This window comes from Nocardia sp. AB354, assembly GCF_049538315.1.
In the GTDB taxonomy this organism is placed as follows: Bacteria; Actinomycetota; Actinomycetes; order Mycobacteriales; family Mycobacteriaceae; genus Nocardia; species Nocardia nova.
On record NZ_JBMVFU010000012.1, the window covers coordinates 129,974 to 152,888 of the forward strand.

The window sequence follows — 22,915 nt, forward strand, 5'->3', positions numbered from 1 at the left end:
GCCGGCCTCACTCGCGGGCGCTCTGCTCCCGCAGCCGCGCAAGCGTTTTCGCCAGAATCCGGGATACGTGCATCTGCGATATCCCCATCCGCTGCGCGATCTGGGTCTGCGTCATCGATTCGAAGAACCGCATGGTGAGAATGCGCCGTTCGCGTTCGGGCAGGCCCGCGAGCAGCGGCCGGATCGCCACGTACTCCTCGACCCGGTCGAACTGCGACTCCTCTTCGCCGAGAGTGTCCAGCAGCGAGGCCTCGGTATCGCGGCCCACCGATACCGCGTCGATGGAACTGGGCTGATACGCGTTGCCCGCGATGACGGCCTGGGTCACCTCGTCGGGATGGATGTCGAGTTCGGCGGCGATCTCCTTGGCGGTCGGAGAGCGGCCCAGCGACTGCGAAAGCGAATCGATCGCGGAGCCGATGCGCAGATGGGTCTCCTTGACCCGCCGCGGCACCCGCATCGCCCAGGTGTTGTCGCGGAAGTAGCGCCGCACCTCGCCCATGATGGTGGGCACCGCGAAGGACAGGAAGTTCGAGCCCCGCGAGACGTCGAACCGATCGACCGCGTGGACCAGCCCGACGCGGGCCACCTGCGTCAGATCGTCGAACGGCTCGCCGCGACCGCTGAATTTGCGGGCGATGTGGTCCGCCAGCGGAATACAGCGGTTGATCAACTCGTCGCGCAATTCGGCGCGGCGGTCCTCGCCGGCCTCCGACAGTGCCTGGAACAGCAAATTCACATCGTCGTAGCCGGAGACCGAACCGGTGACCTCGGCGACCTCGTCGCCGTCTTCATCGTCGTCCGGGGTGTTCTCGCCGCCGTGCGCACGGCCGTCGCCGTCCTCGGCGCCGGTGTCGTCAGGGGATCCGCTCGCGGCCGTACCCGCGGTGTCCTCGGCGTCGTCGGCCTCGAACACGCTGTCGTGCTCGGCCACTACGCCTTCCCCCGGACCCGGCGAAATTCCACCACCGTCGGGTATCCGGAAATCGCCGAATCGAAGGGTTCCTGCGCGACCTCGATCCCATCGGTGAGGGTCCGCAGTACATGCCAGCCGAAGCTGCGCTGGTCGGGCAGTTTCGAGGTGGCCGCGATTCCGGCCACCCGGACGAGGAGATCGGTGTCGCCAACGGTGAAGCGGCACTGCAGGGTGCTGCCGGGGACGGCGAGTTCGATCAGCGTCGAGCACGCCTCGTCGACGGCCAGCCGGATGTCGGCGACCTCGTCGAGTGTGAAATCGCTGAGCAGGACCAGTGTTTCGGCCAATCCGCGCACGATGGGCAGTTGCGACACCGTGGCCGCTACTCCGATTTCGACGGGTGTGCTGCGCAGTCCCTCTTCAGCCGACATGTTGATCACCCTACGAAGGCTACCCAACTTCGCGTCGCGCAATCGTCGACAGTGCCGAAAACCGGTGTGATCGACCCAGTACACTCACGCGCTGTGTCCACCTCGAATTCCCACTTTCACCGGCCGTCGCCGATGATCGCACCGTCCATCCTGTCCGCTGATTTCGCTCGTCTGGCGGAGGAGGTACGCGCCGTCGAGGGAGCGGACTGGCTGCACGTCGATGTGATGGACAACCACTTCGTACCGAACCTGACTTTGGGTCTGCCTGTGGTGCAGAGCCTGCTGAAGACCACCGACATCCCGCTGGACTGCCATCTGATGATCGAGGACCCGGCCCGCTGGGCGCCCCCGTACGCGGAGGCCGGTGCCTACAACGTGACCTTCCACGCCGAGGCGACCGACGATCCGGTCGCGGTCGCTCGCGATATCCACGCCGCCGGCGCGAAGGCCGGATTGTCGGTGAAACCGAACACACCCATCGAGCCGTATCTGGAAATTCTCCGCGACTTCGACACCCTGCTGGTGATGAGCGTCGAGCCCGGATTCGGCGGGCAGTCGTTCATTCCGCACGTGCTGGAGAAGGCGCGCGCGGTTCGCCGGCTCGTCGACAGCGGCGAATTGCGTCTGGTCGTCGAAATCGACGGTGGCATCAATATGGACACCATCGAAGCCGCCGCGGAGGCCGGGGTGGACTGCTTCGTCGCCGGTTCCGCGGTCTACGGCACGGACGATCCGGCCGCGACCGTGGAAGCCTTGCGCGAGAAGGTCATCGCGACGGAGCAGGCGGCACGGCGCTGAGCCGCGCGGCCTCCACGACCGCGGCCATGGGGACGACCGCGTCGAGATGGTCGGGCGTCTGCACCCAGATTCGATAGCCTGTCCGTTCGTCCTCGGCCGAGGGCAGCACCACGTGGCTGCCCGTGCACGCGACGGTCGTGTACAGCCGGAACAGTTCGGCCGCAACGGATGTGCTGACGCCGGCGGAGCACGACGGGCCGGTGATGAAGGTCCACCGCCGCGCGCGCGGATGGTGAACCACGGGAGTGACGAGTCCGGACTGGGTGAGCTGGCGCAAGACCCGCTCACCCAGATCGGCCGGCATGGTGACCGCACCGAATTGCTGCCCGACTTCGAGAACGATGTGCCGGGCCGCGTCGTCCACCGTCGCGGGGAGATGGAAAATGCGGCGATACCGCTCGCAACGATCCGTGAGAGACGTATCGATCACTGTGGTCACGCCACACCCCCATGAGGTTGTTGTCCCGAACTGTCGGCATCGAATGAACTGTTGGAATCAACTGCATAACAATATTGCTACCGAATTCGCCCTGGTGCAAGCGCCGGGGTTGAATTCGCTGTCACGTGGGTAACAAATCTAATTCGGCCGCGATCCGGGCCGGTAGAAGCCGGATATTCGACCGGTGAAAACGTGAATCGAATTCCATTTCTCCGGAAATTGCCGACAATTCCTTTTCGGTATCCGGTGTACCCCCGAATCGCGGGGACGCCGATCGGCCTGCTCGGCGCGCCGCCGAGACGGCGTCCGGTTCAGTGCATATTTCCGGTCCGAAAGTCTCGAATGCCCGGACGCGACCGGTCGGTGGGACGGCCGGATGTGCTCTGCTACAGCGCGTCGTTACGCTGATGACACTGCGGCCCACGGGGGAATACCCCGGGCCGCCGGCACCGTTTGCGCTAGCGGACGCCCCGACGCGGTGGGCGCCGGGCTGACAGGAGATACGGATGTTCACAGGCATCGTCGAGGAGCTGGGCGAGATCGTCGCCGCCGAGCGGTCCGCGGACGCGGCCAGGCTCACCATTCGCGGCGCGACCGTCACCTCCGATGCCCGCCACGGTGACTCCATCGCGGTCAACGGCGTCTGCCTGACCGTGGTCGACGTGGTCGACGGTGACAGCTTCACCACTGATGTGATGGGTGAGACGCTCAATCGCTCCGGCATCGGCAAACTCGACATCGGCTCGAAGGTGAACCTGGAGCGCGCCGCGGCGGTGAACAGCCGGCTCGGTGGCCACATCGTGCAGGGGCACGTCGACGGCACCGGGGTCATCCTGTCGCGCACACCCTCCGACAACTGGGAGGTGGTGCGAATCTCGTTGCCCGACAACCTCGCTCGCTATGTAGTCGAGAAGGGGTCGATCACCGTCGACGGCATCTCGCTGACCGTCTCAGGACTCGGCGTGGACGACGCCGGAGAGCCCGGGCACCGCGACTGGTTCGAGGTCTCGCTGATTCCCACCACCCGCGAACTCACCACCCTCGGGTCCGCGCCCGCCGGCACCACCGTGAATCTGGAGGTCGACGTCATCGCCAAATACGTCGAGCGACTCCAGCAGCGTGGCTAGCCGGAGCAACCGCGACGTCGTATCGGCGACCCGACCCAGTAGGCTCGAGTCGCACCTATTCCGAAGTGGAGCACAGCAGACGTGACCAGGTTCGACACCATCGAGCGCGCAGTCGCCGATCTCGCCGCCGGTAAGGCGGTAGTCGTCGTCGACGACGAGGGCCGGGAGAACGAGGGCGACCTCATCTTCGCCGCGGAGAAGGCGACCCCCGAGCTGGTGGCTTTCATGATCCGATACACCTCCGGCTACATCTGTGTGCCGTTGACCGGTGCGGACTGCGATCGGCTGGGCCTGCCGCCCATGTACTCGATGAACCAGGACAAGCACGGCACCGCGTACACGGTCTCGGTGGACGCGCGAGAAGGCATCAGTACCGGCATCTCCGCCGCCGACCGCGCGACGACCATGCGCCTGCTGGCCGATCCGGCCTCGCGCGCCGACGAGTTCACCCGGCCGGGCCACGTCGTGCCGCTGCGCGCCAAGGACGGCGGAGTGCTGCGCCGCCCGGGCCACACCGAGGCGGCCGTGGACCTGGCCCGGATGGCCGGTCTGAGTCCGGCGGGTGTGATCTGCGAGATCGTCAGCCAGAAGAACGAGGGCGATATGGCCCGCACCGAAGAGTTGCGGATCTTCGCCGACGAGCACGAGCTCGCGCTGATTTCGATCGCCGACATGATCGCGTGGCGCCGCAAGCACGAGAAGCAGGTGGAGCGGATCGCCGAGGCGCGCATCCCCACCAAGTACGGCGAGTTCAAGGCCGTCGGCTACAAGAGCATCTACGACGATGTCGAGCATGTGGCGCTGGTGCGCGGCGATCTGAGCGTCGACGCCGGTGACGATGTTCTGGTGCGTGTGCACTCGGAATGCTTGACCGGCGACGTTTTCGGCTCGCTGCGCTGTGACTGCGGCCCGCAGCTGGACGCGGCGATGGAGATGGTCGCCGCCGAGGGCCGCGGTGTGGTGCTCTACATGCGCGGGCACGAGGGCCGCGGCATCGGCCTGATGCACAAGCTGCAGGCCTATCAGCTGCAGGATTCCGGCCACGACACCGTGGACGCGAATATCGAACTCGGCCTGCCCGCCGATGCCCGCGACTACGGCACGGGCGCGCAGATCCTGGTCGATCTCGGGATCAAGTCGATGCGGCTGCTCACCAACAATCCGGCCAAACGGGTCGGTCTGGACGGCTACGGCTTGAGCATCACCGAGCGGGTGCCGATGCCGGTGCGCGCCAATGCCGAGAATCTGCGGTATCTGCGTACCAAGCGCGACCGGATGGGCCACGACCTGGTCGGCTTGGACGACCTGGATCTCGGCGAGACCGCACAGTAGTCGGAATTCGAAGAAGGGTATCGGTCGATGAGCGGTACGGGCGTACCGGAGTTCACGCTGGCGGACGCGAAGGAGCTGACGGTCGGCATCGTCGCCTCGCGCTGGCACACCACCATCTGCGACACGTTGCTCGCCAACGCCGAGCGGGTGGCCCGGGAAGCGGGCGTCGAGCAGATCACCGTGGTGCGCTGTGCCGGGGCGATGGAGTTGCCGGTAGTCGCGCAGGCGCTGGCCCGCACGCACGACGCGGTCGTGGCGCTGGGCGTCGTGATCCGCGGCGAGACACCGCATTTCGAATACGTCTGCGATGCGGTCACCGCCGGTTTGACGCGAGTGTCGCTGGACGAGGGCACACCGGTCACCAACGGAGTGCTCACGGTGAACACCGAGGAGCAGGCCCTCGACCGTGCGGGCCTGCCGGATTCGGCCGAGAACAAGGGCGAGCAGGCGGGTGCGGCGGCATTGGACGCGGCGCTGACCCTGCGCGCGCTGCGCCGGGAAGTCTGAGCCGATGCCGCCGGTCGTTCGCCTGTTCAAACGCGGTCCCCAGCCCCCGGCGGCGGAGGCGCCGCAGTGGGATCTCGAGGTGCGCCCGCGACGGGCGGTGCGCACCGCGCGCATCGTGGCGGCGGTGATCGCGGTGTTGTTCGTCCTGGCCGGGGTGCTGTCGAGTAATTCGGCGACCGGCGTGAACTTCCGCGGGGCCGACCAGGTCGCCATCATCTGCTTCGGGCTGTTGCTGGCAGGTGCCGTGCTGCTGCTGACCCGGCCGCGGGTGCGCGTCGGGCCGCAGGGCGTGGTGGTCCGCAACATCCTGGGCGACAACGAGTTCCGCTGGGCCGATATTCGCGGCGTCGCGATTCCGGACAAGAAGGCCTGGGCACGGCTGGAATTGGCCGGCGACGAATACGTGCCGATGCTGGCGATCCGCGTCAACGACAAGGATCACGCCGCCCGCGCGATGGACCGCTTCCGCGAACTCGGCGCGAAATACACCGCCGCACAGCAGGACTGAGCCGTCAGCGGGTATCGCCCAGGACGATGCCCTCCCGCCGCGGATCGGCCCCGCCGATCCAGCCGCCGTTCTCGCGCTGCAGAGCGCTGAGGCCGCTGGACTGCGGGTCGACCGAGACCTGATGCCCCATCTCGCGCAGCTTCTGCACCAGCGGGTCGTGGGCGCCGTTGTCGGTGGCGTCGATCGCGGGATGTTCTCCGCCGACGCCGGTCACCGGTGTGTTCGCCGCGCCGAAGGCCACCTGGGATACCGCCTGCTGCGGGTCCAGCTGCCAATCCAGCAGCCCCACCAGCGCTTTCACGACGAACTGGATGATCACCGAACCGCCGGGCGAACCGGTCACGTCCACCAGCTGTCCGCGTGACCCGTCCGGCGCCCGATCGAACACCAGCGTGGGACTCATCGAACTGCGCGGTCGCTTTCCCGGCTGTACTCGGTTGGCCAGCGGCGTACCGGTCGCATCGGCGGGTTCGGCGCTGAAGTCGGTGAGCTGGTTGTTCAGCACGAATCCGTCGACCAGATGGAACGATCCGAACGCCGATTCGACGGTGGTGGTCATGGTGGCGGCGTTGCCGTACCGGTCCACGACGGAGATGTGGCTGGTGCCGTGTTCGGGTTGCTGCACGCCGGTGCCGAGCGGGACCGGACCGAAGTCACCGGGCTTCGCGGTGCCCATGGAATGGTTCGGATCGATGAGGGCGGCCCGCTGCTTCAGATAATCCTTGTTCACCAGCGCGGCGGGTGAGCCGCCGGGCAGCGGGACGAAATCGGGGTCGGCGATGTACTTGTCGCGGTCGGCATAGGCCAGCCGCTCGGCCTCCGAGATCAGATGCACCGCTTCGGCTTTCGGGGTGCCGCCGTTGCGGTCGAGACGGTCCGGGGGCAGGCCGGCGAGATCGAAGTTCTCCAGAATCCCGAGGGTCGCGGCGACGGTGATGCCGCCCGAGGACGGATTGGGCATCCCGCAGATCCGGTGGGTGCGGTAGTCGGTGCACAGGGCGGTGCGCTTCTTCGCCTGGTACCGGGCGAGATCGTCGAGCGAGATCTGCCCCGGGGTACGGCCACCACTGGTGGTCGCGGTGGCGTCGACGATGTCGCGGGCGACCGCGCCGGTGTAGAAGGCGTCGGGACCGTCGGAGGCGATGGCGCTCAACGTCTTCGCCATGGCCGGATCGGCGAGGTGGAAGCCTCGCGGTTTGGGGGAGCCGTCGGGCTGCAGGAAGTACTGCCTGGCATTCGCGTCCCGGGCGAGGTCCGGGGCAGACTGCGCGATCTGGCTCGCCATCCGGGCGCTGATGTCGAAACCGTTGTCCGCCAGCGAGATCGCCGGATCGAACAAATCGCGCCAGGACTGCTTGCCGTGGTCGCGATGGGCCGCCTCGAGCAGTCGCAGCACACCCGGCACGCCGATCGACCGGCCGCTGGCGCGCGTATTCGGTTGCGGCACCGAATGATCGGTGTCGCTGATCCAGCGCAGATAGTTCTCGGTCGCGGCGGCGGGCGCGACCTCGCGCCCGTCGTAGGCGTCGACCGATCCGGACGCGGCGTCGTAGTAGAGCAGGAATGCGCCGCCGCCGATGCCGGAGGCCTGGGGTTCGACCAATCCCAGGACTGTCTGCGCGGCGATCAGCGCATCGGCCGCGGTGCCGCCGTCGGCCAGGACCTCGCAGGCGGCGTGGGTGGCCAGCGGGTTCGCGGTGGAGACCGCGAAGGTGTGCGTGCGCACCGGGGTCATACCGCTGCGATAGCCGGTGGCGATCTCGGGATTGGTGGCCAGATTCGTCGCCCCCGCCGCGGGTCCCGCCACCACGGTGATCGGGGTGCCGGCCGGACCCTCGACGCAGCTTCGGCCGGCCTCGGAGGTGGTGGACGAGCAGCCCGTGAGCAGCCCGGTGATCAGCAGCAGGACGACGCTCGCGCCGCCCGGAATCGCTCGCGTGCGCCTCATGCAGGCACTTTAGCCCGCGTCGGCCCCACCACGCGGGGTGTCGTTCCCATACCGGGTAACGTCGAGCCGCCCCGACCTCGACCAAGGGATCCCCCGACCGATGAGCGAGACACCAGCACAGACGCACCTGTCCGCGGAGGACAGTGGCTATCACAAGAGCCTCAAGCCGCGGCAGTTGCAGATGATCGCGATCGGTGGCGCCATCGGCACCGGTCTGTTCCTCGGCGCCGGCGGGCGGCTGGCCCATGCGGGGCCGGGACTGTTTCTCGTGTACGCGGTATGCGGTGTCTTCGTCTTCTTCATCCTGCGGGCGCTGGGCGAATTGGTCCTGCACCGGCCCTCGTCGGGGTCGTTCGTCTCCTATGCGCGCGAGTTCTACGGGGAGAAGGCGGCTTTCGTTGCCGGCTGGACCTATTTCCTGAACTGGTCGATGACCGGCATCGTCGACACCACCGCGATCGCCACCTATCTGCACTACTGGGGCGCGTTCGGCGCGATCCCGCAGTGGGTGCTGGCGCTGATCGCGTTGTGCCTGGTGCTGAGCGTGAACCTGATCTCGGTCAAATGGTTCGGTGAACTCGAGTTCTGGGCGGCGCTGATCAAGGTCGTCGCCCTGGTGTCGTTCCTGATCATCGGTATCGTCTTCCTCGGCGGGCGATTCCGGGTCGACGGGGCCGCGACGGGTCTCGGATTGGTCGCACACTCCGGTGGCTGGTTCCCGACCGGGGTGCTGCCGCTGGTGACGGTCGCCTCGGGCGTGGTGTTCGCCTATGCCGCGGTGGAAATGGTCGGCACCGCGGCGGGGGAGACCGAGAATCCGCAGCAGATCATGCCGCGCGCCATCAACTCGGTGATCCTGCGTATCGCGGTGTTCTATGTCGGCTCGCTGATCCTGCTGGCGCTGCTGCTGCCCTACACCGCCTACCACGCCGACGAGAGCCCGTTCGTCACCTTCTTCACCAAACTGGGTGTGCCGCATGCCGGTTCGGTGATGAACCTGGTCGTGCTCACCGCGGCCTTCTCGAGTCTCAACGCGGGTCTGTATTCGACCGGACGCATTCTGCGCTCGATGGCGGTCAACGGCAGCGCCCCGCGTTTCACCGCGCGGATGAACAGCCGCGGTGTGCCCTACGGCGGCATCGTGCTGACCAGTCTGATCGCCCTGGTCGGCATCTGGCTCAACTACATCGTGCCGGCGCGCGCGTTCGAGATCGTGCTCAACATCGCGTCACTGGGCATCCTGTCCTCGTGGGCGACGATCGTGCTGTGCCAGCTGGCGCTGTACCGGCGCTGGCGGCGCGGTGAGCTGGAACGGCCCGCGTTCCGCATGTTCGGCGCCCCCTATACCGGCATCGCGACCCTGGTGTTCCTGGCCGCGATGCTGGTGCTGATGGCCTTCGACCACCCCGTCGGCACCTGGACGGTGGCAAGTCTGGTGATCCTGATCCCGACGCTGATCATCGGCTGGTTCGCCGCCCGCTCGCGAGTACTGGAGGTGGCGCGGCTGCGGGAACCGCCCGAGGACGAGCAGCCGGCCAGGCGCTCGGAATCGGTCCCCGTCGACGACTGACCGGCCCTCGGACCGTGCCGCCGATCCGAGGCCCGTACGGTCACAACGAGGTTGTGCTGCTTCGCTTTTCGCGCTCCTCGGCGATGCGGCGCTGCGCCTCGGACCATTCGATCGGCAGGTCGGCGGCCGGGACGGACCAGAAGACGAACGTCGATTCGCGCATCACCGTGCGGGCGCGCACGATGGCCGAGGCGTGCGGATCGGTCCGGGCGTAGGCGCTGATCGCCGCCTGGTCCGTCCAGGCCGACAGAGTCCAGAACGTGCGGCGGGTGAGATCGGCCTTCAGGGCGATGCCGAGTGCGCCGGGGGAGCGGCGGGCCTGGCGCCGCAGCACGATCGAGGTCGCGAGGAATCCGGGGACGTGCCGCAGTGACCGGACTTCGAGCCGCGAGGCCATGATCTGGACGGTATCGGTGGTGGGCCGCTCGACAGTGACCCAGGGCAGTGTGGGCATGGCGGTGAACTTTCGACGAGTCGGAGTGTGGTGCTGTCGCCTGCCCAACATCGCACGCCCACGCAATCTTGTCAATGACAAGATTGCGTGGTGAGCCGGCTCAGGCGCGCACGCTGCGCTCCGCACGCACATGCCAGCGGCCGTCCTCGGTGCGGGTCAGCCGGATGGGATGGTCGAAACAGGTGCTGATATTGGTGCTGGTCAGCACCTCGTCCACCGGTCCGCTCGCGACGCAGCGTCCCGCACGCAGCAACAGCACGTGGGTGGTGGCCGGGGGCAACTCCTCGAGGTGATGGGTGACCAGAACCGACGCCAGTTCGGGATGGGTGGCCTGCAGCAGATCGATGCGGTCGATGAGCTGTTCCCGGCCGCCGACGTCGAGTCCGGTGGCCGGTTCGTCGAGCAGGAGCAGCCGCGGTTCGGCGATCAGCGCCCGGGCGATGAGCGCGCGGCCGCGCTCGCCTTGGGACAGCGTGGGCCAGCGAGCGTCGCGGCGATGGGTCAGTCCCATCAGTTCGATGAGCCGATCCGCCTCGGCCTCCTGTTCCGGCGTCGGTGACCAGCGCTGCTTGATGTCGGCGGTATTGGTCAGGCCGGTCACGACCACCTCGTGCGCGGTGAGCGGGTAGGGCGGATTGTGCCGGGGGTCGACATGGCCGATGGCGGTACGCAATTCGCGCATATCCACCCGCCCCAGCCGATGGCCCAGGACGTGCACACTGCCGTGGGTGGGGTGTTCTAACGCCCCCAGCATCTTCAGCAGCGTGGTCTTGCCGGCGCCGTTGGGGCCCAGCAGTGCCCAATGCTCGCCGGCGCGCACGGTGAGCGAGACCGCGGACAGGATCGGATTGCGGTTGCGCACGAAATCTACGGCGTCCACCTGCAGGATGGGGGAGTCGACCATGTGCCCACGGTAGCAAACTCCTCAGACAAGCTGATAGGTCGCGAAGCGCACACGGAACTCCGCGAATATCGGGCAACCGTCGACCGGTCGGTTTGTGCCCACAATCGGGTCGGTCGGTTCGATCGAGTTGCCGGAAAAGTGATGTGGATCACGATTGGCCGCTACCCTTTTCCCACCCGGTGCTCGTGCGGAATCACAAGAGATCATCCCGCGACGAGATGCCGTGGCCAGAAAGGCATCTCGACCATGAGCTCGACCTCGACAGCAGCCGCTCCCACCCTGCTCACCGGATTGTGGCGGCGAAAACTGCCGCACTATCCCGACACTCCCGCCCGCTCCTGGTACCTGACGCTCGTGGTGATCACCTCGATCGTGCTGTACTACCAGCTCTTCGTCGCGGGCGCGGTCGGCAATCAGCTGATCGCGTACTTCCACCTCTCGTTCGCCTATTTCGTGTGGATCTTCATCATCGGCGCGGCCTTCGGCGCCGCGGCCTCGGTGGCGGCGGGCCTGCTCGACCGCTGGGGACGAGCCAATATCGTGGCCTACGGGGTGGTGATCTGTTCGCTGCTCACCCTGTTCGCGCTTCCGGCGACGACCACGAAGATGGCCTATCTCGTCGTCTACTGCGTGGTGAGCGTGGTCGAAGGCGCGGTGCTGGTGGCCACCCCCGCGTTGATCCGGGACTTCTCACCGCAGCTGGGCCGTGCCTCGGCGATGGGATTCTGGACCCTGGGGCCGGTGATCGGCGCACTCGTCACCAGCGAGATCACCGCCCGCACCCTCGACAGTCATCCGGACTGGCAGTTCCACTACCGCCTGTGCGGTGTGATCAGCTGTGCGGTCGCCGTGGTCGCGGTGATCGGATTGCGCGAACTGAGTCCGCGCCTGCGCGATCAGGTGATGGTGAGCCTGCGGGATCGGGCGCTGGTCGAGGCGCGGGCCAAGGGCCTGGACGTCGAGGCGCTCGAACGCGGGCAGTGGCGGCAGATGATGCGGGTCGACGTGGTCGGCTCCGCCCTGGCCATCAGCATCTTCCTGGCATTCTTCTACACCATCGTGTCGTTCCTGCCGGTGTATCTGGCGACCAACTTCGGTTTCACACCGGCCCAGGCCAATGCACTGGGTAACTGGTACTGGATCGCGAACGCGGTGGCGCTGGTGGTGACCGGCATCGTGTCGGACATCCTCAAGGTGCGCAAACCGTTCATGATCCTCGGCGCCCTGATCAGCATCGCGGGGCTGTACGTCTTCCTGGGCTACACCGATCATCCCGATACCGGGTACTACTCGTTCGCGGGGGTGATGACGGTCATCGCGGTCGGCGGCGGCATCGCCTACGCCACCTGGATGGCGAGCTTCACCGAAACCGTGGAGCGCCGCAATCCGGCCGCGACCGCGGTCGGGCTGGCCGTGTGGGGCGGTGTGCTGCGCACGGTGGTGACCTTCACGCTGTTCGGTCTGCTGATGGTGGTCGACGCGGCCGGACCGCTGGTCAACAACGGTCCGCGATTGCAGGAGATCCAGGCGCAGCACGGAGCGCAGCTGGCGACCATCCAGACCGTCGGCGCCGAGACCATGACGCAACTCGGTCGCAATCCCGCCGATCCCGCCGCTCAGATGGCCGCGCTGACCAAGCTGACCGGCGCGTCACCCGCCGACATCCAGGCCACCATCGCGTTGAACGCGCGCTATCCGCAGGAGCTGGCGACACTGCAGGCCGTGGATCCGGCCACGCTCGGTGCTCTGGCGGTGAATCCGAACGATGCGCGGGCCGCGGGCGCCGCGGTCGGTCAGGTGGCGGCGAAATTCGGCATCAGCCCCGCCGAAGCGGTGGGGCGGCTGACCGCGACCCAGCAGATTCCGCGCGATCAACTCGCGGTCGCCAGTACCGTCGGCCCGAAACTCGTGACCGCGCAAGCGCAGTTGCAGGCGGTGGCCACCGTGCCGGCCGATGATCTGGCCTATGTCGCCGAGCACGGCGCCGAGGTGAAGCAGGCGGCCGCCGACTCGCCGGTGCAGTGGCGGCAGTGGTGGTGGATCTGCCTGATCGCCCAGGTGCTGTTCCTGCCGTTCGTCTTCCTGATGGCCGGGCGCTGGAGTCCGAAGCGGGCCGCCGCCGATGCCGCCGAACACGACCTGCGCGTGCGACAGGAACTGGTGGCGCTGGCGGAAACCGAGGCCGGGAAGGAGGCCTCTGCAGCGGAATCGGCGGCGGGGGAAGCGGCGCCGCCTGCCGAGCCGGCGCCTGCGGGGTAGTTCCGCGACGTGAATCGAGGTGCGGAACGCGCCTGCCGCCCGTTCCGGACCTCGAGTTCGCCCAACGGCACAGGCGGATGGCTTCGATCGCCGCGGTTCAGCATCCCAGCTGGTCGGCCAGGTCCTCGAAATCGGTTGCGTTGATATCGAATTCGTCGCTGAACGCGGTGTCGGCCAGGGCCGGATCGCCGAACTCGAGCGGCCGCGCGACGAAGGCGGTGCGGAAGCCCAGGGCGGCGGCGGCCCGGATGTCGTACTTGTGGCTCGCGACCATCATGATCTCGCCCGGCTGCGCGCCGAGATAGTGTGCGGCCATGCGGTAGGTGCGGGGATCGGGTTTGTGCGCACCTGCCATCTCGGCCGTGAACACGGCGTGCCACGGGAAATCGCAGTGCCGGGTGATGCCGACGACCGCGTCGACGTCGGCATTCGACAACGTCGCGAGGGTGTAGCGGCGTCGCAGCCGGGTCAGGCCGGGCGCCGCGTCCGGCCACGGGTCCAGGCGCTTCCAGGCGGAATTCAGTTCGGCGCGGGCATCGGAGGGCGCATCCATACCGCGCTCGGTCAGGAGTTCGTCGAGTGCCGCGCGATAGATCGAATCGACACTCACCCAGTGGTCACCGACCGCGGCGGTGCCGCGGAAATACGCTGCGCGCCAATCGTTCACGAACGCCGACCAGTCCCGGCCGGGATAGCGCTGCCCGAGCGTCGCCGCAGCCGCCGCGACCACGGTGGAGTGAAAATCGGTGGCGGTGCCCTGCACGTCGAACAGCAGCGCCTTCGGCCGGTCGTTCATGATCGCGATGGTAGCTGCGGTCGTCCGGCGAGCCGCGCGGCCGGGCGGCGCTATCGCCCTCGTCGTGTGATCTGGATAACATTTGTTCCGGGGGTCGACGTCGGAGACGTGGGTCCGCGCCGCGGAGAGTGGTGCCGTCGGTGCGCGAGCCTCGGATGGGAGCGAGATCATGCAGACCCGTACCGATGAGATAGCCGATCGGATCTACCGGATATCCACCTTCGTGCCCGAGGTCGGGCCGACCGGGTTCAGCTTCAACCAATTCCTGATCGTCGACGAGGAGCCGCTGCTTTTCCATTGCGGCATGCGCGCGCTGTTCCCGCTGGTGAGCGAGCAGATCTCTGCGATCGTGCCGGTGGAACGGCTGCGCTGGATCACCTTCGGCCACGTCGAGGCCGACGAATGCGGGGCGATGAATCTGTTCCTGGCCGCCGCGCCGCACGCGCAGGTGGCGCACGGAATTCTCGGTTGTCAGGTGTCGATCGACGATCTGGCCGACCGGCCGCCGCGCCCGCTGGCCGACGGTGAGGTCATCGAACTGGGTGAGCGGCGCGTCCGCCACATCGACACTCCGCACGCACCGCACAACTGGGAGTCGCGGGTGCTCTACGAGGAGACCACGGGCGTGCTGTTCTGCGGTGATCTGATGACCCAGGTGGGCGACGGGCCCGCACTCACCGAATCCGATGTGGTCGGTCCGGCCGTACTCGCCGAGGACGTCTTCCGAGCCACGTCACTGGGCCCCGCGGTACCGGCCGCCCTGTACCGACTGGCGGAGTTGAATCCGGCGACGCTCGCGGTGATGCACGGCTCCAGCTTCGCCGGCGACGGCGCCGCCGCACTGCGGGCACTGGCCGCGGATTACGAGAGACGCTTGCTTCCAGCCTGATCGGTTCCGCACCGGATCGGAGCGACCGAAGGCCGCGCACGGGTGTACGCGACCGCGACACCGGGTATGCCGAAGGCGCGCCGAGCGGCGGGTGTGGCCCTAGACTCGGCACACACATTCGACGGAGGTGATCGGCGGTGCATCCCCAGGATCCGCGTGAGCAGCACACCACGCGGTACGAAAGCGGTTATCAGCCGGGCGGCTATCAGGACCCCGCCTACCGGCAGGATCCCGCTTACTACCAGCAGGATCCCGCTTATCAGCCCTACCGGGCGCCGGGCGGGCAGCAGCCCGCGCCGCGGCGGCGGCCCGAGGTCAACGTGGGCATGTTCGCGGGCGGGGTACTCGCCACCGCGATCGTGACCGCGCTGGCGGCCTGGCTGTGCGCGTGGATCATCGACGTCATCGCCACCCGCGCCACCGAGAGCGGCAAGTTCGGGGTCTGGAACCCGATGGCCGAGCAGGGGTACTGGTTCGCGGTGGTGGCCTTCTTCTGCGCCCTGCTCGCTGGCGTGCTCTGGTATCTGCTGCATCTGGGCACGCCGTCGCCGGATATGTTCTTCGCCTGGATCGTCGGGATTCTCATCGCCGCGGCGGTGGTCATCCCGCTGACGCTGTCCAGCGACATCTGGGTGGGAGTGACCACCGCCATCGAACATCTGGTGATCGGCCTGCCGATCTTCAGCCTGACCCGCACCGTCGGGGCGAAGAGCCTGGAACGGCCTTAACGCGGCAGCCGGGCCATCGCGAGCCCGGCCGCGCGGCCGGAGAAGATGCACCCGCCGAGGAAGGTGCCTTCCAGGGCGTTGTAGCCGTGGACGCCGCCGCCGCCGAAGCCGGCGACCTCACCCGCGGCATACAGGCCGGGGAAGGGTGAGCCGTCGGAGCGGATCACCTGCGAGTCCAGATTGGTCTGCAAGCCGCCCAGCGTCTTGCGGGTCAGCACGTTGAGCCTTACCGCGATCAGCGGACCGTGTGCGGGATCGAGAATCCGATGCGGCGCCGCGACCCGGCCCAGTTTGTCGCCGAGTGAGCGACGCGCGTTGGCGATCGCCATCAGCTGCGCGTCCTTGCTGTATTTGTTGTCCAGTTCGCGGTCGCGGGCGACGATCTGGTGTTCCAGCGCGGCGACGTCCAGTTGCGGGCCGCGCGCGATCTCGTTCATGCCGCGCACGAGTTCGGGCAGGGTGTCGGCGACCACGAAGTCCACGCCGTGCCGCTTGAACGCCTCGACCGGGCCGGGCGCGCCCTTGGCGGCGCGGCTCTTGAGCGTGAGTTTGAGGTCCTTACCGGTGATGTCGGGATTCTGCTCGGAACCGGAGAGTGCGAATTCCTTCTCGATGATCGACTGGGTGAGTACGAACCACGAGTAGTCGTAGCCGGTGTCCAGGATCGCCTTCATCGTGGCATTGGTGTCGAAACCGGGGAAACACGGTGCGGGCAAACGCTTTCCGTTCGCGTCGAACCACAGCGACGACGGGCCCGGAATGATGCGGATGGCGTGATCGGGCCAGATCGGATCCCAGTTGTGAATGCCCTCGGTGTAGTGCCACATCCGGTCGCGGTTCACGATTCGCCCGCCGGCCGATTCGGAGATCGCGAGCATGCGGCCGTCGACATGAGCGGGCACGCCGGAGATCATGGTCTGCGGGCAGGGGCCGAGCCGTTCGGTGGGCCAGTTCTTCCGGATCAGTTCGTGGTTGTGGCCGATGCCGCCGGAGGACACCAGGACCGCCGGGGCGCGGAATTCGAACTCGCCCACCGTCGTTCGCGACGAGGCCACGCCACGGTCCAGTCCGCTCGGTTCCAGGACGTTACCTCGCACGCCCACCACCGCGTCGTCCTCCACGATCAGATCGTCGACCCGGTGCCGGAACGCGAATTCCACCAGCCCGCGCTGCTCGGCGGCCAGTACCGGTTCCAGGAAGACGCGCACCAACTCCGGGCCGGTACCCCAGGTGAGGTGGAAGCGCGGCACCGAATTGCCGTGCCCGTCGGCGGTGGCGCCGCCGCGCTCGGCCCAGCCGACCAGGGGAGTGACCCGCAACCCCAGATCGTGCAGGTACCGACGCTTTTCTCCGGCGGCGAACTCGACGTAGGCGCGTGCCCACCGGCGCGCCCAGTGGTCTTCGTCGTCGCGATCGAATCCGGCCGAACCCAGCCAGTCCTGCCAGGCCAGCGCGAAGGAGTCCTTGATGCCGAGGCGTCGCTGCTCGGGACTGTCGACGAGGAACAGTCCACCCAGTGACCAGAAAGCCTGCCCGCCGAGATTGTTGCGATTCTCCTGGTCGAGAACCAGTACCCGCCGTCCTGCCCGGGTCAGTTCATAGGTGGCCACCAGTCCGGCCAGCCCGGCTCCGACGACGATGACATCCGGCTGTTGTGACGGCGCCACGGGTACTCCTCCACGTTCGGGCGATTTGGATACATTCGTGTATCGAACGTGTTCAAGGTAGCAGATTCGAGCCGTCGCGAGCCCGGCTCCGCCATATCTGTCGGTGGCCCATGGCAGATTCGGTGCGTGCGCACCATCACCTCCGCCGCGGCCCGCCGGGCCGCACTCGCCGCCCAGGGATTCGCCACCACCGACCGCGACCGGACGGACGGCGCGGGAGGTCCGTCGACGCGCCGCGCGGTGCTCGGAGTCGTCCGCAATACCAAACTGCTGCAATTGGATTCGGTCGCCGCGGTGGTCCGCGCGCATTACGCGCCGGTGTTCGCCCGGATCGGCGCCTACGATCGTTCGCTGCTCGACGAGGCGATATGGGATCACAGCGCGCGGCGGCCGCGGCGGCTCGTGGAGTACTGGGCACACGAGGCGGCGCTGATTCCGGTGGAGGATTGGCCGCTGCTGCGATGGCGGATGGCCGGGTACGCCCACGGCCGCTGGGGTGGGGCGCGCCGGGTGCTCGACGAGCATCCCGACCTGCCCGGGCGGGTGCTGAGCGTGATCGACCAGGTCGGCGCGTGCAGCGCGGCGGAGGTGGAACGCCGGCTAGAGTTGAATCGCCCTCGGCGCAAGGATCATTGGGGCTGGAACCACAGCGACACCAAGGTGGTGTGCGAGATGTTGTTCGCCACCGGGGAGCTCTCGGTGGACAAGCGCGTGGGTTTTCAGCGGCATTACGACCTCACCGAGCGCGTGCTGCCGCCCGAGGTCGTCGGCCGCCGCGTCGACGAACCGGATGCGGTGCGCGAACTGGTCCTCCGGGCCGCCGACGCCTTGGGTGTGGCCACCGAGACCGATCTGCGCGACTACTACCGGCTGCATCGGCGGCAATGTGAACCCGCGCTGGCCGAGCTGGTCGACGCGGGCGAGCTCGAGCCGGTGCGGGTGGACGGCTGGGACAAGCCGGCTTATCTGCGTACCGGGACGCGGATCCCGCGGCGGGTCGAGGGCGCCGCACTGCTGTGCCCGTTCGACCCGCTGATCTTCTTCCGGCCGCGCACCGAGCGGCTGTTCGATTTCCACTACCGGATCGAGATCTACACCCCGGAACACAAACGGGTGCACGGCTATTACGTCTTCCCGTTCCTGCTCGACGGCGAGCTGGTGGCCCGGGTGGATCTGCGCGCGGACCGTGCGACCGGCCGGCTGCACGTGCTCGGCGCCTTCGCCGAACCCGGTCGGCCGCACGCGCGCATCGCCCACGAGCTGGCCGGGCAGCTGGAGGCGATGGCCGGGTGGCTCGAGCTCGAGACCGTGGTGGTCGGCGAGCGCGGCGATCTGGCCGCGGCGCTGGCCGTCGAGGTGGCTGCCCGCGAACGGGTTTCGGTGCCGGCCGGGGTCAGGTTCGCGGAGCCCGGGTGATCCCGGGGACCGCCGCATCGGGGGAGATGGTCGCGGTCCGGGCCGCCTCGGCCTCGTCCGCCGCGCGCCCCCACCGCCCGGCCAGCGCGGCGCAGGTGATCAGCTGAATCTGGTGGAAGATCATGAGCGGCAACACGATCAGGCCCACCGGATGTCCGGCGAACAGGACCGTCGCCATCGGCAGGCCGGTGGCCAGACTCTTCTTGGACCCGCAGAAGATCACCACGATGCGATCGGCCCGGTCGAATCCGAACAGCCGCGCCACCCCCGCCGTCACGCCCAGCACCACCGCCAGCAGGACGATCGCCACACCCACGACCGCCAACAGACGACCCACGGCCAGCCCCTGCCAGACGTGTTCGACCATGCCCGCGCTGAAGGCCGCGTAGACCACCAGATACACCGAACCGCGGTCGACGATCTTGGTGAGGGTGGTGTGCGCCAGTACGCGATGCAGCTTCGGCCGGAGCAGCTGACCGGCGATGAACGGCAGCAGCAGTTGCACCACGATCTGCACGATCGACATCGGCGAGACGGTGGCGTCGCCGGTGGTCTGCATCAGCAGCATCACCAGCAGCGGTGTCAGGAACACGCCCAGCAGGTTCGACACCGATGCGCTGACCACCGCGGCCGCGACGTTGCCGCGCGCGATGGCGGTGAACGCGATCGAGGACTGCACCGTCGAGGGCAGCAGGCACAGGTAGAGCATTCCCGTGTAGAGCTCGTCGCTGAGCACCGAGGGGACCAGCAGTCGCATCGCCAGGCCGAGCAGCGGGAACAGGATGTAGGTCGCGGCGAGCACCGTCGTGTGCAATCGCCAGTGCCGCAGGCCCGCGAGCGCCTCACGCGGTTCGAGCCGGGCGCCGTACAGCAGGAACAACACCGCGATCGCTACCTTGGTGCCCCACTCCAGTACGTCGGCCGCGCCGCCGCGAGCGGGCAGGATCAGGCCGATCGCCATCGCCGCGAACAAGCCCAGCAGGAACCCGTCGATACGGAGTTTGGCCAGCAACGTCACCTCGCCACGGTACGACGTCCATTACTGATCGCCAAAGTCGATGGAAGCGATATCTATGAACGAGTAGCGTGATGAATGTGTTCGATCCGGAATTACTGCGCACCTTCCTGGCGGTCGAACGCGCCGGCGGGTTCACCGCGGCGGGCCGCATCCTGGGCCTGCGCCAGTCCACGGTCAGCGGGCATATCGCCCGGCTCGAGCAGACCGCCGGCCGCGAACTGATCCGCCGCGACACCCGCAATCTGGCGCTGACCGCCGATGGTGCCGCGATGGTCGGTTTCGCGCGCAACATCCTCGACGCACAGGCCGAGGCCGACTGCTACTTCTCCGATTCCCGGCTCACCGGATTGATCCGGCTGGGCGCCTCCGACGATCTGGTCGCGCGCGAACTGCCCGACGTCCTGCTGGAATTCCAGCGGTCGCATCCGGGGGTGGATCTGGAACTGATCGTCGGGCTCAGCGAGAACCTCAAAACGAGGATGGCGGCGGGCGAACTGGATCTGATGGTGGCCAAGCGGCTGCCGGGCGAGCGGCACGGAGAACTGCTGTGGCGCGACCGGCTGGTGTGGGCCGGGCGTTCGGGTGTCGGCGACATCGTCGACCCGGTCCCCGTGGTGACCTATCCGCCGCCGAGCCTGACCCGCCACGTGGCACTGCGCGCACTCGAGCGGGAAGGACGGACCTGGCGGATCGCCTGCGTCAGCGACAGCCAGCTGGGCCTGCGGGCCGCGGTGCTGGCCGGACTGGGGGTCGTGGCGCACGCCGAAACCCTTCTTCCCCCAGGACTTTTCGCGATCGACGACGAGAAGCTGCCGGAATTGGGCGAGCTGGAGTTCGTGTTGCTGCGCCGACACAGCCGGCTCTCCGAACCCGAACAGGCGCTCTGCGACGCGATCATCGCCGGCGCCCACCGCATGCACCGATGACCACCGCGCGGCGCCTGTCACCGGCCGCACACCGTTCACGGTCACGGCGCGTATCCGCTGTCGGTGCCGGTCGTTAACCTGGTTCCGTGGCAGATCCCGCGACCTATCGGCCCGCACCGGGCACCATTCCCGTCGAACCCGGCGTCTACAAATTCCGGGATTCCTACGGGCAGGTGATCTATGTCGGCAAGGCCAAGAGTCTGCGCAGCCGCCTGAATTCCTACTTCGCCGATGTGTCCTCGCTGCATCCGCGCACCCGGCAGATGGTGACCACCGCCGCGAGCGTCGAGTGGACGGTGGTATCCACCGAGGTGGAGGCGTTGCAGCTGGAGTACAACTGGATCAAGGAATTCGATCCGCGCTTCAACGTGCGCTACCGCGACGACAAAACCTACCCCATGCTCGCGGTGAGTATGAACGAGGAATATCCGCGGGTGTTCGTCTATCGGGGCGCTCGCAAGAAGGGCGTGCGGTATTTCGGGCCTTACGCCCACGCCTGGGCCATCCGCGAGACGGTGGATCTGCTGTTGCGGGTGTTCCCCGTGCGGACTTGTTCGGCCGGAGTGTTCAAGCGCCACAGGCAAATCGGGCGTCCGTGCCTGCTCGGCTACATCGACAAATGTTCGGCGCCCTGTATCGGCCGGGTCGACGCCGACGAGCACCGCCGCATCGCCGAGGATTTCTGCGACTTTCTGTCCGGCCGCACCGATCGCATGGTGCGGGAGCTGGAACGCCGAATGCAGTCCGCCGCAGCGGATCTGGACTTCGAGACCGCCGCACGCCTGCGCGACGATGTGGCCGCGCTCAAACGCGCACTGGAGAAGCAGGCGGTCGTGCTGGGCACCGGCACCGACGCGGACGTGATCGCCTTCGCCTCCGACGAACTCGAGGTCGCGGTGCAGATCTTCCACGTGCGCGACGGGCGGGTGCGCGGCCAGCGCGGCTGGGTGGTCGACAAATCCGGCGACGCCGTCGACCTGAACTGGGCCGGTACCGAAGACGCCGCGGGCGCCGCGCCGATCGACCAGGGTGCCCGGGGGCCGAGTGAGCTGGCCGCGCTGGTGGAACAGTTCGTCACCCAGTTCTACGGCGAACAGGCCGCCTTCGCCGAGCACACCGATACGGAGACTCCCGCCACCGCGGTTCCGCGCGAGGTCCTGGTGCCGGAGCTGCCCGGCGATCCGGAGCAGGTGCAGGGCTGGCTGTCGGGGCTGCGCGGCTCGGCCGTGGCGCTGCGGGTGCCGCAGCGCGGCGACAAGAAGGCGCTGATGGAGACCGTGCAACGCAATGCGCAGGAGGCGCTGGCCCAGCACAAACTCAAGCGCGCCGGCGATCTGACCGCGAGATCGGCCGCGCTGCAAGGTATTCAGGACGCCCTCGACCTCGACAGCGCACCACTGCGCATCGAATGTGTCGACATCAGCCACGTGCAGGGCACCGATGTCGTGGCCTCGCTGGTGGTGTTCGAGGACGGGTTGCCGCGCAAATCGGAATATCGGCACTACACGATCAAGGAGGCCGCGGGCGAGGGCCGCTCCGACGACGTGGCCAGCATCGCCGAGGTCACGCGGCGCCGGTTCTATCGGCTGCGCAAGGAACTCGACGAAATCAGTGCGGCGGCGTCGGCGGAGGCCGATGCGGCCGAGCACGCGGGCGGAACCGGTGCTCCACATCCGCAGGCCGGCGCCGCGGCGATCGCCACCGCCGAGGCCGAACCCGCGGATCTACCGCCCGGCATCGATCCGGCCACGGGGCGGCCGCGCAAATTCTCCTATCCGCCGAATCTGTACGTCGTCGACGGCGGCGCCCCGCAGGTGGCGGCCGCGGCGGAGGTGCTCGACGAACTCGGCATCACCGATGTCGCGGTGATCGGGCTGGCCAAACGCCTGGAGGAGGTGTGGGTGCCGGGCGAGTCCGACCCGGTGATCATGCCGCGCACCAGCGAATCGCTGTTCCTGCTGCAGCGCGTGCGTGACGAGGCGCACCGATTCGCCATCACCTTCCATCGCAGTAAACGCTCGCGCCGGATGACCGCGTCGGCCCTGGATTCGGTGCGGGGGCTGGGCGAGGCGCGTCGCACCGCACTGGTGACCCACTTCGGATCGGTGGCCAAACTCAAGCAGGCTACGGTGGAGGAAATCACGGAGGTGCCCGGTATCGGGGTGGCGACGGCCAAGGCCGTGCTCGCGGCCCTCAACTCCGAATGACGTCTCGGTCACGGCTCGGTTTCGCCGGCGGTGCGCGCTCCGCCGGGGCCGGTCGGGGCGGGCAGGATGATCGAA

General features: G+C 67.9%; 21 protein-coding genes. 12 read left to right on the forward strand and 9 right to left on the reverse strand.

Annotated features, from left to right (window positions below; genetic code table 11):
* Positions 1-7: 7 nt before the first annotated feature.
* Positions 8-739, reverse strand: coding sequence for an RNA polymerase sigma factor SigF (locus tag ACPCUW_RS19215; RefSeq protein ID WP_063013420.1), 732 nt, complete (start codon positions 737-739; stop codon positions 8-10).
* 194 nt (positions 740-933) lie between these two features.
* Positions 934-1,347 (reverse strand): ATP-binding protein, encoded by a 414-nt coding sequence (locus ACPCUW_RS19220; protein ID WP_227462764.1) that lies wholly within the window; start codon positions 1,345-1,347, stop codon positions 934-936.
* A gap of 132 nt (positions 1,348-1,479) precedes the next feature.
* Between ACPCUW_RS19220 and rpe the strand changes: the two genes are divergently transcribed.
* Positions 1,480-2,145, forward strand: coding sequence for a ribulose-phosphate 3-epimerase (rpe, locus tag ACPCUW_RS19225; protein WP_030514010.1), 666 nt, complete (start codon positions 1,480-1,482; stop codon positions 2,143-2,145).
* Here the strand turns inward: rpe and ACPCUW_RS19230 are convergent.
* Complete coding sequence (locus ACPCUW_RS19230; RefSeq protein WP_030514011.1) at positions 2,114-2,584, reverse strand: hypothetical protein; 471 nt, start codon at positions 2,582-2,584, stop codon at positions 2,114-2,116. The two genes, rpe and ACPCUW_RS19230, sit on opposite strands and share 32 nt — an antisense overlap.
* Positions 2,585-3,090: 506 nt before the next feature.
* Here ACPCUW_RS19230 and ACPCUW_RS19235 point away from each other — a divergent pair.
* From ACPCUW_RS19235 to ACPCUW_RS19250, 4 genes are all read left to right on the forward strand, one after another.
* Positions 3,091-3,711: a riboflavin synthase gene (locus ACPCUW_RS19235; protein WP_063013367.1), complete on the forward strand. Its 621-nt coding sequence runs from the start codon at positions 3,091-3,093 to the stop codon at positions 3,709-3,711.
* 81 nt (positions 3,712-3,792) lie between these two features.
* Complete coding sequence (locus ACPCUW_RS19240) at positions 3,793-5,043, forward strand: bifunctional 3,4-dihydroxy-2-butanone-4-phosphate synthase/GTP cyclohydrolase II (protein WP_063013364.1); 1,251 nt, start codon at positions 3,793-3,795, stop codon at positions 5,041-5,043.
* A gap of 27 nt (positions 5,044-5,070) precedes the next feature.
* Entirely contained in the window at positions 5,071-5,550 is a 480-nt protein-coding gene (ribH, locus tag ACPCUW_RS19245) for a 6,7-dimethyl-8-ribityllumazine synthase (RefSeq protein ID WP_423426242.1), read from the forward strand.
* 4 nt (positions 5,551-5,554) lie between these two features.
* A complete protein-coding gene (locus tag ACPCUW_RS19250; RefSeq protein ID WP_082940439.1) occupies positions 5,555-6,058 on the forward strand; it encodes a PH domain-containing protein in 504 nt (167 codons plus the stop codon).
* Positions 6,059-6,062: 4 nt separating this feature from the next.
* On the opposite strand, the gene ggt is transcribed toward ACPCUW_RS19250, so the two are convergent.
* Positions 6,063-8,006 (reverse strand): gamma-glutamyltransferase, encoded by a 1,944-nt coding sequence (ggt, locus tag ACPCUW_RS19255; protein ID WP_423426244.1) that lies wholly within the window; start codon positions 8,004-8,006, stop codon positions 6,063-6,065.
* A 100-nt stretch (positions 8,007-8,106) separates the two neighbouring features.
* Here ggt and ACPCUW_RS19260 point away from each other — a divergent pair, with 100 nt between their 5' ends.
* Positions 8,107-9,576 (forward strand): amino acid permease, encoded by a 1,470-nt coding sequence (locus ACPCUW_RS19260; RefSeq protein WP_423426245.1) that lies wholly within the window; start codon positions 8,107-8,109, stop codon positions 9,574-9,576.
* Between the two features lie 40 nt (positions 9,577-9,616).
* Here the strand turns inward: ACPCUW_RS19260 and ACPCUW_RS19265 are convergent, their stop codons facing one another.
* Both ACPCUW_RS19265 and ACPCUW_RS19270 read right to left on the reverse strand, forming a co-directional pair.
* Positions 9,617-10,030: a DUF3291 domain-containing protein gene (locus ACPCUW_RS19265; protein WP_063013358.1), complete on the reverse strand. Its 414-nt coding sequence runs from the start codon at positions 10,028-10,030 to the stop codon at positions 9,617-9,619.
* A 100-nt stretch (positions 10,031-10,130) separates the two neighbouring features.
* Entirely contained in the window at positions 10,131-10,934 is an 804-nt protein-coding gene (locus tag ACPCUW_RS19270) for an ABC transporter ATP-binding protein (protein ID WP_423426247.1), read from the reverse strand.
* Positions 10,935-11,180: 246 nt separating this feature from the next.
* Between ACPCUW_RS19270 and ACPCUW_RS19275 the strand changes: the two genes are divergently transcribed.
* On the forward strand, positions 11,181-13,193 hold the full coding sequence (locus ACPCUW_RS19275) for an MFS transporter (protein WP_423426249.1): 2,013 nt from the start codon (positions 11,181-11,183) through the stop codon (positions 13,191-13,193).
* A gap of 97 nt (positions 13,194-13,290) precedes the next feature.
* On the opposite strand, the gene ACPCUW_RS19280 is transcribed toward ACPCUW_RS19275, so the two are convergent.
* A complete protein-coding gene (locus ACPCUW_RS19280) occupies positions 13,291-13,989 on the reverse strand; it encodes a haloacid dehalogenase type II (RefSeq protein ID WP_423426251.1) in 699 nt (232 codons plus the stop codon).
* A gap of 169 nt (positions 13,990-14,158) precedes the next feature.
* Between ACPCUW_RS19280 and ACPCUW_RS19285 the strand changes: the two genes are divergently transcribed.
* Positions 14,159-14,878 carry a hypothetical protein gene (locus ACPCUW_RS19285; RefSeq protein ID WP_064902661.1) on the forward strand — a complete coding sequence of 240 codons (720 nt, stop codon included), beginning with the start codon at positions 14,159-14,161 and terminating at the stop codon, positions 14,876-14,878.
* A gap of 137 nt (positions 14,879-15,015) precedes the next feature.
* Positions 15,016-15,606, forward strand: coding sequence for a DUF6069 family protein (locus ACPCUW_RS19290; RefSeq protein ID WP_063013352.1), 591 nt, complete (start codon positions 15,016-15,018; stop codon positions 15,604-15,606).
* On the opposite strand, the gene ACPCUW_RS19295 is transcribed toward ACPCUW_RS19290, so the two are convergent.
* Positions 15,603-17,273: an FAD-binding dehydrogenase gene (locus tag ACPCUW_RS19295; RefSeq protein WP_423426254.1), complete on the reverse strand. Its 1,671-nt coding sequence runs from the start codon at positions 17,271-17,273 to the stop codon at positions 15,603-15,605. The two genes, ACPCUW_RS19290 and ACPCUW_RS19295, sit on opposite strands and share 4 nt — an antisense overlap.
* Before the next feature lie 126 nt (positions 17,274-17,399).
* Between ACPCUW_RS19295 and ACPCUW_RS19300 the strand changes: the two genes are divergently transcribed.
* Complete coding sequence (locus ACPCUW_RS19300) at positions 17,400-18,689, forward strand: winged helix-turn-helix domain-containing protein (RefSeq protein ID WP_423426255.1); 1,290 nt, start codon at positions 17,400-17,402, stop codon at positions 18,687-18,689.
* On the opposite strand, the gene ACPCUW_RS19305 is transcribed toward ACPCUW_RS19300, so the two are convergent.
* Positions 18,667-19,707 (reverse strand): bile acid:sodium symporter family protein, encoded by a 1,041-nt coding sequence (locus ACPCUW_RS19305; protein ID WP_104365120.1) that lies wholly within the window; start codon positions 19,705-19,707, stop codon positions 18,667-18,669. The two genes, ACPCUW_RS19300 and ACPCUW_RS19305, sit on opposite strands and share 23 nt — an antisense overlap.
* A gap of 71 nt (positions 19,708-19,778) precedes the next feature.
* Here ACPCUW_RS19305 and ACPCUW_RS19310 point away from each other — a divergent pair, with 71 nt between their 5' ends.
* Both ACPCUW_RS19310 and uvrC read left to right on the forward strand, forming a co-directional pair.
* Positions 19,779-20,633 carry a LysR substrate-binding domain-containing protein gene (locus tag ACPCUW_RS19310; RefSeq protein WP_423426257.1) on the forward strand — a complete coding sequence of 285 codons (855 nt, stop codon included), beginning with the start codon at positions 19,779-19,781 and terminating at the stop codon, positions 20,631-20,633.
* Positions 20,634-20,719: 86 nt separating this feature from the next.
* Positions 20,720-22,840: an excinuclease ABC subunit UvrC gene (gene uvrC / locus ACPCUW_RS19315; RefSeq protein ID WP_423426259.1), complete on the forward strand. Its 2,121-nt coding sequence runs from the start codon at positions 20,720-20,722 to the stop codon at positions 22,838-22,840.
* The last annotated feature ends 75 nt before the right edge of the window (positions 22,841-22,915 follow it).

Bases quoted from the DNA above. Each gene is read 5' to 3' on its own strand.
- ACPCUW_RS19220 (WP_227462764.1), bottom strand. From the start codon at position 1,347: ATGTCGGCTGAAGAGGGACTGCGCAGCACACCCGTCGAAATCGGAGTA.
- rpe (WP_030514010.1), top strand. From the start codon at position 1,480: ATGATCGCACCGTCCATCCTGTCCGCTGATTTCGCTCGTCTGGCGGAG.
- ACPCUW_RS19235 (WP_063013367.1), top strand. From the start codon at position 3,091: ATGTTCACAGGCATCGTCGAGGAGCTGGGCGAGATCGTCGCCGCCGAG.
- ribH (WP_423426242.1), top strand. From the start codon at position 5,071: ATGAGCGGTACGGGCGTACCGGAGTTCACGCTGGCGGACGCGAAGGAG.
- ACPCUW_RS19250 (WP_082940439.1), top strand. From the start codon at position 5,555: ATGCCGCCGGTCGTTCGCCTGTTCAAACGCGGTCCCCAGCCCCCGGCG.
- ggt (WP_423426244.1), bottom strand. From the start codon at position 8,006: ATGAGGCGCACGCGAGCGATTCCGGGCGGCGCGAGCGTCGTCCTGCTG.
- ACPCUW_RS19260 (WP_423426245.1), top strand. From the start codon at position 8,107: ATGAGCGAGACACCAGCACAGACGCACCTGTCCGCGGAGGACAGTGGC.
- ACPCUW_RS19265 (WP_063013358.1), bottom strand. From the start codon at position 10,030: ATGCCCACACTGCCCTGGGTCACTGTCGAGCGGCCCACCACCGATACC.
- ACPCUW_RS19270 (WP_423426247.1), bottom strand. From the start codon at position 10,934: ATGGTCGACTCCCCCATCCTGCAGGTGGACGCCGTAGATTTCGTGCGC.
- ACPCUW_RS19275 (WP_423426249.1), top strand. From the start codon at position 11,181: ATGAGCTCGACCTCGACAGCAGCCGCTCCCACCCTGCTCACCGGATTG.
- ACPCUW_RS19280 (WP_423426251.1), bottom strand. From the start codon at position 13,989: ATGAACGACCGGCCGAAGGCGCTGCTGTTCGACGTGCAGGGCACCGCC.
- ACPCUW_RS19285 (WP_064902661.1), top strand. From the start codon at position 14,159: ATGCAGACCCGTACCGATGAGATAGCCGATCGGATCTACCGGATATCC.
- ACPCUW_RS19310 (WP_423426257.1), top strand. From the start codon at position 19,779: ATGAATGTGTTCGATCCGGAATTACTGCGCACCTTCCTGGCGGTCGAA.